General features: G+C 62.3%; 11 protein-coding genes. 7 read left to right on the plus strand and 4 right to left on the minus strand.

Features of this window, described 5'->3' with window-relative positions:
- Positions 1 to 35: 35 nt before the first annotated feature.
- Positions 36 to 941 (plus strand): GAF domain-containing protein, encoded by a 906-nt coding sequence (locus NP_RS04585; protein WP_011322646.1) that lies wholly within the window; start codon positions 36 to 38, stop codon positions 939 to 941.
- Positions 938 to 1,588: a hypothetical protein gene (locus NP_RS04590; protein ID WP_011322647.1), complete on the plus strand. Its 651-nt coding sequence runs from the start codon at positions 938 to 940 to the stop codon at positions 1,586 to 1,588. Before NP_RS04585 ends, NP_RS04590 begins: the two co-directional genes overlap by 4 nt.
- 7 nt (positions 1,589 to 1,595) lie before the next feature.
- Here NP_RS04590 and NP_RS04595 read toward each other — a convergent pair whose 3' ends face one another.
- A complete protein-coding gene (locus NP_RS04595; protein ID WP_011322648.1) occupies positions 1,596 to 2,612 on the minus strand; it encodes a two-component system sensor histidine kinase NtrB in 1,017 nt (338 codons plus the stop codon).
- A gap of 153 nt (positions 2,613 to 2,765) precedes the next feature.
- Here NP_RS04595 and NP_RS04600 point away from each other — a divergent pair, with 153 nt between their 5' ends.
- Entirely contained in the window at positions 2,766 to 3,611 is an 846-nt protein-coding gene (locus tag NP_RS04600) for a hypothetical protein (protein ID WP_049939486.1), read from the plus strand.
- Positions 3,612 to 3,818: 207 nt separating this feature from the next.
- Here NP_RS04600 and NP_RS04605 read toward each other — a convergent pair whose 3' ends face one another.
- Positions 3,819 to 5,774, minus strand: a complete 1,956-nt coding sequence (locus tag NP_RS04605) for a bifunctional metallophosphatase/5'-nucleotidase (RefSeq protein ID WP_011322650.1) — start codon at positions 5,772 to 5,774, stop codon at positions 3,819 to 3,821.
- Positions 5,775 to 6,019: 245 nt separating this feature from the next.
- Here NP_RS04605 and NP_RS04610 point away from each other — a divergent pair, with 245 nt between their 5' ends.
- The 3 genes from NP_RS04610 to NP_RS14075 all read left to right on the plus strand — a co-directional run bounded on the left by NP_RS04610 (position 6,020) and on the right by NP_RS14075 (position 10,310).
- Positions 6,020 to 7,072 (plus strand): RNA-guided endonuclease TnpB family protein, encoded by a 1,053-nt coding sequence (locus NP_RS04610; RefSeq protein WP_011322651.1) that lies wholly within the window; start codon positions 6,020 to 6,022, stop codon positions 7,070 to 7,072.
- Between the two features lie 486 nt (positions 7,073 to 7,558).
- Positions 7,559 to 8,131 (plus strand): preprotein translocase subunit SecD family protein, encoded by a 573-nt coding sequence (locus tag NP_RS04615; protein ID WP_011322652.1) that lies wholly within the window; start codon positions 7,559 to 7,561, stop codon positions 8,129 to 8,131.
- A gap of 193 nt (positions 8,132 to 8,324) precedes the next feature.
- The gene (locus NP_RS14075; RefSeq protein ID WP_011322653.1) at positions 8,325 to 10,310 is read left to right on the plus strand and encodes a methyl-accepting chemotaxis protein; all 1,986 of its coding nucleotides are present in this window, start codon (positions 8,325 to 8,327) and stop codon (positions 10,308 to 10,310) included.
- A gap of 29 nt (positions 10,311 to 10,339) precedes the next feature.
- On the opposite strand, the gene NP_RS04625 is transcribed toward NP_RS14075, so the two are convergent.
- A complete protein-coding gene (locus NP_RS04625) occupies positions 10,340 to 10,957 on the minus strand; it encodes a metal-dependent hydrolase (RefSeq protein WP_011322654.1) in 618 nt (205 codons plus the stop codon).
- A 226-nt stretch (positions 10,958 to 11,183) separates the two neighbouring features.
- On the opposite strand from NP_RS04625, the gene NP_RS04630 reads away from it, so the two are divergent.
- A complete protein-coding gene (locus NP_RS04630) occupies positions 11,184 to 12,623 on the plus strand; it encodes a DUF6498-containing protein (RefSeq protein WP_011322655.1) in 1,440 nt (479 codons plus the stop codon).
- Here the strand turns inward: NP_RS04630 and NP_RS04635 are convergent, their stop codons facing one another.
- On the minus strand, positions 12,624 to 12,815 hold the full coding sequence (locus tag NP_RS04635) for a hypothetical protein (RefSeq protein ID WP_198408100.1): 192 nt from the start codon (positions 12,813 to 12,815) through the stop codon (positions 12,624 to 12,626).
- Positions 12,816 to 12,924 lie beyond the last annotated feature (109 nt).

Raw genomic sequence — 12,924 nt, forward strand, 5'->3', positions numbered from 1 at the left:
CAATGATTATGCGGTTGGAAGGCGGCTAGTTGGCTATGGCTCAGACCGTTCTCTGCGTCGATACACCCGACCGTGTCTCGACCGTTACCGATGCCGTTGCTGCTGGCGACGACCTCAACGCGGTTTCGGCGACATCTGTTTCGGATGCCACGGAAGTACTCATCGACGACCCCGTTGTCTGTGTGGTTACTGCCTACGACCTCTCTGATGGGACGGGACTCGACATCGTCGGTGCAATCAGAGAACATGCACCACAGACTCCATGCGTGCTCTTTACCGACGCTTCTCCCGGAGAAATCGATACTGCGGCCTTCGAAGAGACGATTGTCGAGTATCTCAACCGTGACCTTCCGGATGCCGACGAGCGTCTTTCCTTCGTCGTTGACGATGTTATTTCCCACAGCGCACAGGTTGGGTTCCTCGCCCCCAAAAACGAGGGCGAACGACTTGAGACACTCGCAGCGTACGATGTCGACGCCTTACCCATCGAAGATAGCTTCGACCGTCTGACGGACCTCATCGCCGACCGCTTCGACGTCGCTGTCTCGTTCATCGGGCTCATCGAGCGCGAAGAGGAGAACTTCCTTGCGTGTACCGGTGCCGACTGGGATTCGCTGACCCGCGAGGATACAATCTGTACCCATAGCATGCTGCAGGAAGACGTGATGGTCGTCGAAGACATCGACGAGGACAAGCGCTTCAGCGAGAACGAGCAGCTCCACGACCTTGGAATCGTCTCCTATGCCGGCGCGAATATGACCGCCCCGGACGGTAGCGTCATCGGACAGGTCTGTGTGCTCGACCACGAGCCGCGGAGCTACGACGCCGGCGAACGCGAGACACTCCAGCAGTACGCCGAGACGGCAATGGAGATTCTGGAGCTTCGACGGCGGCTCCACGAACTCGACAGCGAGTCCGCAGCCACGGAGGTAGACCAATGAGCAGTCTTGAACAGGCGTTTTCGGTCTCGGGACTGCCGGTCGCCGAGCTTGACAACGGCACTTCGGTACTGATAACTGGCGACGACACCGAAGCGCTCCGGACGCTGTTTGCCCGCGTCGTCGCTCCCCGAAATGAGGAGGCCGGACTCGTCCTTGATACTGAGGGCGACGCCCGGTCGCTGCGTCGCTCGTTGGATAGCGTCGTCTCCGGAGCCGGCGACGCCAGCACCGTTCTCACGACCGATGTGTCGGTCAGCGGTGATGATGTCGGTATCGACGACCTCAGTGATGTGACCACTATCGGCATGTCACTGTCGAACCTCACCGCCGAAATTCAGCAGGAGACCGACCGGTTCCGCACCGGCGTTTTCCTCTGTACCGGTATCTGTACCGAGGTCGACGATATGCGGTCCGTCTACCGATTTCTCAACACCAATTTCCTGTCATCGCTCCGCCGTAACGACGCAATCGGCGTCTGCGTCGTAGATACCAGTGCCGACATCGGCACCGAAACGTCCAGTCTCGTCGCGGGCCTAGATACTTCCTTCAGCGCTCGAATCGATATCGAATCGGTCGACAGTCGGGAGGCGACCCTTTCGCTGTCGGGGTTTAATGACGCCGACGGCGAAGCGACTGTCTCCCTCTGACGGCGGCTCACCGGTCGGTGAATGAAACGCCGACAACGTCGAACCGAGCGCCGCCGTCGACGCTCTCCGAGAGGCGTACTTCCCAGCCGTGGCCGGACGCGATTTGCTGGACGATACCTAGCCCGAAGCCGGTCCCCTGCTCGCTGGTCGTGTAGCCGGTCTCGAAGACCTGCTCGCGGCGGTCGGCGGGAATGCCGACACCATCGTCGGCGACGTAGAACCCCTCGTCGGTCACGCCGACAGTAACTACGACATCTTGACCGCCGTGCTCGACGGCGTTCCGGAAGAGGTTCTCGAACAGCTGCTGCAGACGCGTCTGGTCGGCAAGCACCGTGACAGTCGATGACGGCGGGTGGAGCGTCGCCCTCGGCGTCGAGACGGTCTCCCATGCGTCTTCGGCGGCCGCACACAGCGCGACCGGCTCGGCCTCCCCGACTTGGTCGCCACCCTGTGCGAGTTCGAGTAGCTCGCGTATCAGCACGTCCATCCGGTCGAGGGCGTTGTCGACGAGCCGGAGTTCGTCGCGGTCGACATCCTCGCGTAGGAGGTCGATGTAGCCTTGCGCGACGTTCAGCGGGTTCCGGAGGTCGTGGGAGACGATGCTCGCGAAGTTTTCGAGCCGTTCGTTTTGTCGTCGGAGCTCTTTTTCTCTGGCTTTTCGCTCGGAAATGTCTTTGATGGTCCCGAAATGATACGCCGTGCCGTCTATCGTTCGTCGAGTCGTCACTGTTCCAACGGGGACGCCCTCGCCGCCGTAGCTGTGAACCGATTCGGCCGTCCGGGTTTCACCCTCCTCAAAGGAGTTCCAGTAGCTCTCGAAGCGGTCTGCCTCGATATCATCGACGACGTCCCAGAGTGGGGTGTCGATTAGCTCCGCAGTTGACGCGCCGAAAAGCGACGCGTACGCCTCGTTAACGTAGACGTACCGGCCATCGGCTCCGTAGATGCCGACGCCCACGCCGACGGACTCCACCATCGTAGCGAAAAATTCCGGGGCCACGTCGGCCGGAAGCTCCGAACTCATAGCGCCGGGTTCACTGTGCTACCGTATATCATTAACCCTTGTTCGGGATTCAGTGGCGGTGGCGAATCGAGGGGAGGGAGATATCCACCCCTGTTCCTAAAATTTGTGAAAAGATTGATGAACGGAGTGGCTGTAGCACGCCTGTCCCTCCACATGAACTTCAACATCGACGGCGGTAAGCTGTTGTATGTCCTCGGCGTACTGTTCGCGTTCGCTGCCCTCCTGTATTTTGTCAGCGATGTCGTGTTCGGCCTCTCGATTACGGTGACGGCACTGTTGCTTTTTGTCGCCTTCGTCGCCTTCCTCGTTGCCGGCCTCGCGATAGACCGCGACGCCCTCGATGTCGTTGCCTACGCGATTTCCGGGCTCTCGTATGCCGTCTTCCTCGGCTACGTCACGGCCCGGTACGGGCTCGGCGAGACGGGGATATTCCTGCTGCTTGCGGCCTCTGCCGGGCTGTTCGTCGGCCTCGGCTACGGTGTCCGCCAGCAATCGCTCGACATCGACCGGCGGACGGCCGCCTACGTCGCCGTTGTGCTCGTCGCCGTCGGCGTCGTCTTTATTGGCGCTGACCTCGCTACCGGCGATGTCGAGTACACGGTCGAGATGCAAGACGAGACAACCATCTCGGTGACCGACGAACATGTCGAGCGCGACCGGCCGCGCGTCACTGCCGACCTCTGGACGGTCACCGCTACGAACCCTTCGCCGTTTACTCGCCCTGTCGACCTTCCGTCGGCTCGTGGCTGTCTCAGCGGCGTCGCTGAATTCGGCGATGAGACCTTCCCTGTCCGGTATGAGCCTCGCTCCTTCGGTACTCCGGACCGGCTCGACGGCGGCGCGGAGCGTACCCACACGCTAACCGGGAGCGTGCCGGTGGTCGCTGACGACCCCGGCGAGCGGACGTACGCGGTCGAACGGGCCGAAAGCTGTGACGTATCCCACGACGAGCCGACAATCGTCGTCGTCTTTGAGGACGACACCGCTGTCGCCGTCTGACGAACCGTACTGAGAAGAGCCCGACAGGACAGGCTGCCCGCCGGCCCTGTGGGCTGGAATCCATGACCTGATGCGGGGGTCGCTTGCAGTACTCCCCCGCTGTCTGCCGGTACCCCCCCGCCGGAGTAATGTGCTCTGGTGTGCCTCTAGCAGCAGGCGTGGCCCCCCGACCGATTGCACACGTCGTTCACGAGGGGGGCTCGCTCGCTACTCGTCGGAGCGTCCCTGCCGCCACCGGTGGACACCATACCCGGCCGCACCGACCGCCGCTGCTCCCGCAAGCGGCTTCAGAGCGAGCGGCCGGCCCGATGTCTCAAGCAGGCGACCGTCCCGGTCGTGATACTGCTGTGCGAGTCGGGGCGTGCCGTCTGCATCCTGTGGCTGGTTTTCGGCGTAGCGGGCGACCGTTTCCCAGACTTTCAGCTCTCGACCGTCTGCCCGCTCGACGATGGCGTCCGCAAGAGCTATCGGGTCGCCGGTTTCGTTTTTCGGCGTCACTTCCAGCCGCGAGACGATCTCGCCGACGACTGGAATCTGCGACCCGAGGTAGTAGTCGGTCGCGACCCGGTAGAGACGGTCGCCACCGTCGAGCGGCTCGTACTGTGCATCGTCCTGTATGCCGTCGCCGACGTACCGCTCGGCTCCCAAGAGTGCGCGGTAGGCTGGCAGCGGCGTGTCGACGACCGGGACTGTCCCCCACGTTGCGCGGTCGGGGTCGTATTCGAACCGCCCGCCGGAAACCTGCATGAAGTATGCCGGTCCCATGACCCCCGACAGCAGGATGCTGACCTCCATCGCCCGACGTATCTCGTCTTCAGTCACCCAAAAGGAGACGACAGGATAGCCGGGCCGGCCGTCGTTGCCGACGCCGATGCCGCTCGTCGTCACAAGGTCGTAGAACAGTACCTCACCGTCGGCCCATTCGACCGCTCCGGGTGCGAGTTGTTCGCGGATCAGCCCGTCCGGGTAGAAGGCGAAGTCGACGCGTTCGCCGAGGTGGCGTCCCGTCTCCAGTCGAATGGCGTCCGTGATGAAGTTTCCGAGCGCCGTCTCCGTTCGGGGCGGCCCCCTCGACAGCGAGACATCGGAACGCATCAGAAACTCGTCGAACCGAGAGAACTCACCGTGGGTGGTTGCTTCGACGTGGCTGTGGAGTCGGCTTTCGTATTCGGCGACCATCTCCCGTACATCCGGTGCCTCCGGCACGGTGGCATCGAGTGGGCGCAGGAACGCCGTCCCGTCGCGGTCGTTCAGGAGTTCGATGGAGTCGCTGGCGCGGTCGTAGGCCAGTTCCAGCTGCCCGAGATACTCGAGATGTGCCCCCGCCTGTGCAATGATGGTGCCGTCCTCGTTGAGCGGCTGGGTGAGGGCAGTATGGGAGTGACCGCCGACGATGAGGTCGATACCGTCGATTGCCTGTGCAAGCTCGCGGTCCTCCTCGACGCCGGCGTGAGTGAGCGCGACGACGATATCCGCGCCACCCGCTTGGAGCTCAGTGACCGTTTCACGCGCCGTCTCGTGCTGGTCAGCGAAGGCTATCGGGTCCGTCTTCAGTATCACGTCGATAGCGCTCTCACCGAGCAGCCCGAAGACGCCGACAGTCGTCCCGTCCCGTAGCTCCATCGTGGTCGTCGGCAAGAGACCGATATCGTCCAGTCCGTGTCCCGACGGCGGGGTGATATTCGTCCCGAGAACGGGCATCCGTTCGTGTGCATCGGGGTAGCCGCCGGCGGCGTAGTATTCGGCGAGGGCCCCTGGCCCGTAGTCGAACTCGTGGTTGCCGACGACGGCCGCATCGTAGCCGACATACTGCATCAGTTCCAGTTCGGCGGCCACACCTTCGAGCGGGAGCCAGCCGAACGGGGGGCCGGATATCAGGTCGCCGGCCGAAAGGAGGACCACGTCGTCACCGGCGGCCTGTTTTTCGTTCCGGACCTGCCTCACCGCTCCAGCGAGGCGGGCGAACCCGCCCCTTGCAGTGCCCCCCCGCTCCGGGTGGTCGTTGACGACCGGAAACGGAATCAGATGGGAGTGTTCGTCGTTCGTATGCAGGACGGTAAATCGGGTACGGCCGCCGTCCTCGTCGCTGTTGTCGGCGGCGAGACTACCAAGCGGACTTGTCCCGAGCAACGTTAGCATCGTCCGGCGGCGGATTCCTGTCATGGTGTCTCTGGTAGCGGAATAGACAGCGCCGGGCGTGCGCTGTCGTGGCCCCCGTACCGGCTGGCGGAGCGGCAGGCTGGTTGATATCGTCTATCATTACAGTGTTGCGAGGCGAAAGCCCACGGCTTCAGCCGTGGGATGAAGCCGACAACAGGGAAACGTTCCACGCTCGGGCGCTCGGCTGGATATTCCAGCGTGCTGAACCATCAACTTTTACAAATCTGCAACAGTACGTTACACGTGTAATGGTCGAGGTGAGTGTGGAAACCACGTTCCGCAATCCCAGCCGCTCGCGCCGCCAAGAGTGGCAACGAGCCACCCACATCCTCCGCGAGTGCAAACAATGGCTCGTGGACGGCTGGGAGGACGACTCGCTCGCCTCGTCCGTGACGACTGGCGACATCGACAACCCACTCTACTCAGCACTCCAAAACCAAGCCATCCGAAACGCGAAAAGCGACTACGCCGACGAATCTATCGAGTACACGGGCGAACAGCCCATCGAGGTCAACAACCAGAACTGGGAAATCCACACGACTGAGAACGATTCTGTCGTCATCGGATTCCCGTGTATCAGTGATTGGTGGTACACGCCAATCCACGTCCACGAAAGTATTGAAGAACCCGTCCAAGCTCTGCTCGATGGTGACGCTGAGAAGACAAAACTCAGCGTGTGGCGAGAAGGCGGCGACTGGCATTGCTCGTTCACAGTCGAATACGACGAGCAACAGGATGGCGAGGAAACACCCATTGGTGTTGACGTTGGTCACAACTACATTCTCGCGGCCACGCCAGACAATGCGAGTGCTGAGTCGTTCCTTGTGAGTGGCAAGGAACACAAGTTTGTGCGGCGGTACTACCGTTCCCTGCGTGACTCTCTACAGGAAACTGGGGCGCATCGCGCCCGAACTCGCGTGGGTAACAAGGAGTATCGTCGCATCCAAGACATGAACCACACCCTCTCCAAACGACTCGTCGAATATGCCAGTCAGTTCGAGAATCCCGTTATCAAACTCGAAGACCTCGAAAACATCCGTGACGGTAGCGAGTGGAATGGCGTCCACTCGTGGCCGTTCTACGAACTCCAACAGTTCATCACGTACAAAGCCGAGAAAGAAGGCGTTTGCGTCGAGAAAGTAGACCCCGAGAATACGAGTCAGGAGTGCAGTCAGTGCGATGAACTCGTGGGTCGTGACGGGAGCAAGTTCGAGTGCCCGCACTGTGGGTATGTGCGGCACGCGGATTTGAACGCAGCTGAAAACATCAGTCAACGGGAGGGTGACCCATGCACGGCGTAACACTTCGGGTGACGCGAACCGTGCGGCCCAGCAGGATGAACAACCTGCCGACCACATCGTGGTCGCCTGCCACGTGCAGGTGGGAAGGCTCGTTTGACCGAGCTATACGCGCTGGAAAGCACGCCCTTGGTCATAACTGGGCGGCGACCGTTGACGCTGGCCACGCGAAAGCGTATTTGAGCCGCCGAGGAAACGCGCAACCCTAATATCCCCATCGGGGAATCCCACGGCTTCAGCCGTGGGAGGAGGTCAAATTCTAACTAATCGTTATAATTCTATCGCCCGGAGTGACTCCCCCGAGCGCTGGACTGTCCCTCCCGCCCGCTGCTACGGGTTTTCGATGTCGTCGGCGTCGGTCACCTGCCGGAAAAAGAACACGGCATCAGTCGGGCGGGCAGTCATCTCCAGCGGGTCAGGCGGTCCGAACAAGTGCCTTTGGGCCGACGCGAGCACAGTCGTTATGTCGTTTCGGACGCCAGCACCCGTATGGTCTCCCGCAGACAACTTCTCGCAGCCGGCGGCCTTGCAAGCGCTGGGCTCGCCGGCTGTCTCGACAGCCTGTCGGACGGCTCCAGCCCCGAACCAGAGCCGGCCGAAACGCCCCCGACACCCGAGTACGATTCTCCAGCACCAGTCTCCGTCGCCGATGCCGCTCCAGTTGATGCCGATTCGCCGCTTGTTACCGTCGCTGCTGAAGGTTCTCCAACCGGCACCCCCGACGGAGAGACCGAACGCCTGCTTGCGACGTACGGCGATGTCGCGGAACTTGGGGTCCCAGCCATCGACGAGACACAGCAGACACACTACGTCAGCGTCCTTTTTGAGGCGGCAGCGGCGGATGCCTTCGTCGACCAATTGGCTGCCATCGGAGCGCTTGAATCCCCTGGCGACTACGACCTCGGTATCGTCTTTCCCGACGGCGAGACAGCCGAATACGACCTTGCGCCGTCGCTCGCCCAAGCGATGGCGGCCGGCGACTGGGACGGCCGCTTTCGGCTGCAAGGTGACGACGAGGCGGCCATGGAGGCCGTCGTCGACGCCTTCGACCGCGAGCAGTAGCGTGTCTTTCTGACGGACGATCGGCGGGTATCGAACTCGAGGGCCAACGCATCCGGCAGTTAGCCACCAAGTTGCCCCTCCATACCTGCGTTCTTTAAACGAACGTTAAACGAAGTTCACATTTTATCACCAGATATAAGTTCGGCCGTTGCGGAGGTTTCTGCCATATTATCGCTCCCGCGAACGACCACCAATGACATACCTCGACAGACTACGGGCGATGCTGGCACGGTTGCGACCCGGCGGCGGGTCCTCCGACAGCGCTGGCGACGCCGAGACGACGGGCGGCGCTCGGACGACGAAACGACCCGACGGCGGACGAGCGATGCAGGCGGGCGATGCACCGGCGCTTGAAGACATCGGCCTTCGAAGCGAGATTGACGAGACACAGCTGTTGTCGGCGATTGGTCTCGATGACGACGAAATCGACTGGCGAAAGGAGTTCGTCGGCTTCGATGAGACTGACGCCGAGCGGCTGTCGTCGCTGACGCCCGTCTTCGAGGAGATGGCTGACGACGCCGCCGACCACTTCTATGACCACCTCGGCCAGTACGAACAGACGCGGTCGATACTGGACCGGTCGGACCGTTCTGTCGACGAACTTGAGTGGACGCAGAAACGGTACCTGCTGAGCCTCGGTGACCATCCCTACATCCCCGGTGGCGCTCCCGGCTACGGACGAGAGTACTTCCGGCAGCGGGCGATTATCGGCAAGCTACACGAGCGGCTGGACATGCCACCGAAGCATTACATCGGCATGTACGGCCAGTACCACGATATGGTGGTCGAAGAGCTGTTCGACCGCCTCGAAGACGAGGTCGACGGCGACGCTGCCACGGCTGTCGCCGACACCCGCGACCAGCTTAGGTCGTTCCTGAAGGTCACGAATCTCGATTTGCAGGTCGCGATGGACGCCTACCTCCAGTCCGGCGAGCAGATATGGATTAACGCCCTCGAAGAACTCCTTCAGCCGGTTATCGTTCTCGACAACGAGGGCGAGGTACTGTTGTTCAACGACGCGATGGAGGAGCTGACGGGTGTCACGAAGGACGATGCACACTCGATGGAGCTGTGGGAGATCTATCGGACCGACGAGACCCACGACACGAAACAGACGATGCTCGATGTCGTCTTGGAGACCGAAGACCCGATTCGGGAGAACGAAATCGAGCTACTCACCCACCACGACGAGCGGCGCCACGTCGTCCTGTCGAGCGTGCCGCTGTATGACGACCACGGCGCGCTCGTCGGCGGTGCGACAATCATCCAGGACATCACCGACCTCCGGGAACAGGAAGCCGAGCTTGAACGCCGACGTGAGACCGCGACACAGATAGAGGCCGCCATCGCTGAACTCCGCGATGCGACCGCAGCCGTCGCCGAGGGCAGCGACGAAATCGCGGCGCTGGCTGACCGGCAGCGCGACGACGTGCAAGGTGTCGCCGACGAGGTGTCGAACATCAGCGCCTCTATCGAGGAGGTCGCCGCCAGCGCTGACCAGGTGCATACGGCGAGCAACGAGACGGTTTCGCTGGCGACTGACGGACAGGAGGCGGCCGGGGAGGCACGCGAGCTGATGGAACAGCTTGATGCGGACCGCGCGGAGATGCTTGATGACATCGACGACCTTCGGGACGCCGCCGAGGAAATCGGCGACATCGTCGACATCATCGACGACATCGCCGAACAGACGAACATTCTCGCACTGAACGCGTCCATCGAGGCTGCCCGCGCCGATGAAGCCGGCGATGGCTTTGCCGTCGTCGCCGACGAGGTCAAGTCGCTGGCTGAAGAGTCACAGCAGCAGGCCGCCGAAATCGAGTCACTCGTTGCGGCCGTTCAGGAGAACACCGAAGAGACAGCGGCGAACTTAGAACGGACCGGCGAGCGCGTCGGCGACGGTGTCGACCACGTCGAATCGGTCCTTGAGAAACTCGACGCCATCGTTGCCGCCGCCCGCGAGACTGCCGACGGTATCGAGGAGGTCGCAGAAGCGACCGACGGTCAGGCCGCAAGCACCGAAGAGGTCGCGGCGATGGTCGACCAGACCGCAGCGCAGGCCCGTGATGTCGCGACCGAAATCGAAGACATCGCCGAAGCCGCCCAATCACAGCTGGAACAGGCACAGACCATCGAAGAAGGGATTACGGAGCTAACACAGACAGACGACGAGACGTAGTGCTGGCGTAGAAAACGCCTTGACAGTAATTACTGTCCTCGACCTTCGCTCCGATACCGCGCCGGCACGTACGGATGGACGGTCGACGGGAGCGCCCGGACGACGATTGGGGCAAGTGCCGCAAGGTGTCGGCGGGTAAGCGTGTAGACCGCGCCGACAAGGGCGGTCCCGAGAACGACGAGCCACAGCGGACCATCGAGAACGGCCAGCAGCGGCACCGCAAACACGCCCATCAGGAGCAGGTCGGCCGGGGAGCCGTCGTAGCCTACCGTCCGGCGAGGAGCGATCCACTCACCGCGGAGGTGGTCATAAACCGCCCGCTCGGAGGTGCCTTCCCACGGGCGGAGTTCGAGGCCGCCGCCGAAGACATCGGCGACACAGTGGAGCGCTGCACCGAGGAAAAACAGTGCCATGGCGATGGTCACCGTCGACGGGGCCGCAAGGGTTACGGGGACCGCGACGGCCGCCAGCACGGAGTAGTACACCGGGTAATGGAGGGTCTTCCGGTGGCCGAAATACATGTCCAGGTCGGGGGCGAGTCCGCCGAGGAACCCGGCGACGAGGCCGACGGGGGCGAACTCCGGTGCCACGACTAGCAGGGGGAGCGCAAGCGCCATCCCGCTCAGGACGTGGGTCGGAAGCATCATCGTGTTCTATCAGTCGCGACAGAAGCGTATGAACGTGTCGGCGCGGTCGAACGCGGTCGATTTACCCGATTTCTCGGGGGAGAGCTTTCGATACGGCAATCGGACCGATTCTTCTCGAAGAACCCTCTCGGGCAAACGACGCACCGCTGCGGGTGAGACACACACTGAATCCACTGTCGAGCATCCGTACTGACTAATATCCTCCGCGGCCGACCACGAACAACGAATGCCCTCCCCTGGCCCGCCACGTGGGACGACGCGCCCCCTCACCTTCGCCCCGATGTTCTTGGCGAACCTGCTGCCGCTCGTGGGAGTCGTTTGGCTCGACTGGAGCGCGGAAACACTGGTCATAATATACGTCGTCGAAGTCTTGGTCGTCTTCCCGCTTGCCGGTCTGAAAGCGCTCTTTGCTCAACAGCCCCCGAAAGAAGACCGCGAAAGCGGCGTCATCAGTGTCACAGAGAGCGACCTCGTCGACAAACACGGCAGCGTGACCATTCACGAGCGGCTCCCGCCGGTGTATCCGCGGAATCTCCCGTTTGCATCCAACGTCATCGCGTTCACCGTCTGGGTCGCCATCTTCGTCGGCGTCGCCATCTCGGGGCTTGGCCCGCTTGCTGATGCCGTTCATATCCCGACAGTCCTCGTCGCCGTGGGCGGACTGCTCATCGGCCATGTTGTCGAGCTGTGGCGGGAGTACTTCGGCCAGCGCCGCTATGAAGACGTTTCGCCGTATGCAGTCGTTGAAACCCCCGCCAGACAGGCGTTTTTGCTGATGTTCCTCCTGATTGTGCTGCCGCAGACCCAACCGACCGCTGGCACGTTCGTGCTGGGCGCGTTCGTCTTTGTCAAGCTGCTCGTCGATTGGTCCGGGTTCCGCGCCGAACGCGGCGGTGGCGGCCGGCTTACCGGCTGGCTTTCCGGCCCCGAGCCGGACGCCGAAGCGTCTGCGGCAGCGCCGGAGCCGCCGTCGGTGCCCGATGCGGACCCATCGGAGGTCGTTGCGACGAGCCGCCGGTCGGCAGCCCTCGCTGCCGCAAGCGCGGCGCTCACGAAGCGGGCCCCGTTCCACGTTCCCTACCTGTTCGTCCTGTGGGTGCTCGTCAGTGCGTTCGGCCTTGGCGGCGACGCGTCGCCGCTTGCTGCCCTCGCGGTCACGGGCATCATCATCGGACTCTTCGGCGTCATCGTCGCCGGCGACGTTCTCGAAGAGATACTCCGCCACGACGCGATGGAGTATCGCCGCTGTGGCGACCACCTCGTTGCCTACGATACCCGGCTTGAGACGCCGCAGTGGGCAGCCCCCGTCGACACGCTCCGCGGTGTTGACCTCGTCTGCGACCGCTTTGCCGACCGGTATTACGGAACGCGAACGGTCACCGTCACGACCGGCTGGGGCGACAGCGAAACCGAGCGCCTTGTCGGTCCGGTTGACGACCCCGAAACGCTCGTTGCGGCGTTCGAACTCCCGATTAGCGACACCGACCTCACGCCGTTCGACAGGCGGGTCGGCGCAGCGGTGGTGGCCGGAGCAGTGCTCGTGGTTGTTGCCGCTGCTGCAATGGCTTTTCTGCCGTCCGTGCCGCCCGGTGGGCTGTTCTACCTGTTTTTCCTTTTTCCGGTCGTCGCGCTCACGCTGCGCGGAGTGTGGCGGCTGGGGTACTAGCTAGTTCGATACTGCGGCTACTGCGTCTGCTGCGGTCGTCCCGACCTGCTCGTAGAAGTGTCCACGGAGGCTGTTGGCGTGCTGTGACATCTGTGTCACGACCACGATTCGGTCCGGTTCGACGGTGAACACGATGTCGAGGTCCGTCCCGAAGAACGTCCCACGCATGATGAACTTCGTTTCATCGTACAACCCCTCGTTATTTAACGGACATGATATGTAAATAGCTACGGTGTAGGTAGCCGGTCCCTATCCTAAGTTAGATGGGTACAAAAATAATTGTTTTGGCAGCCTAACCACG

Origin of the sequence: Natronomonas pharaonis DSM 2160 (assembly GCF_000026045.1) — an archaeon.
Lineage (GTDB): Archaea > Halobacteriota > Halobacteria > Halobacteriales > Haloarculaceae > Natronomonas > Natronomonas pharaonis.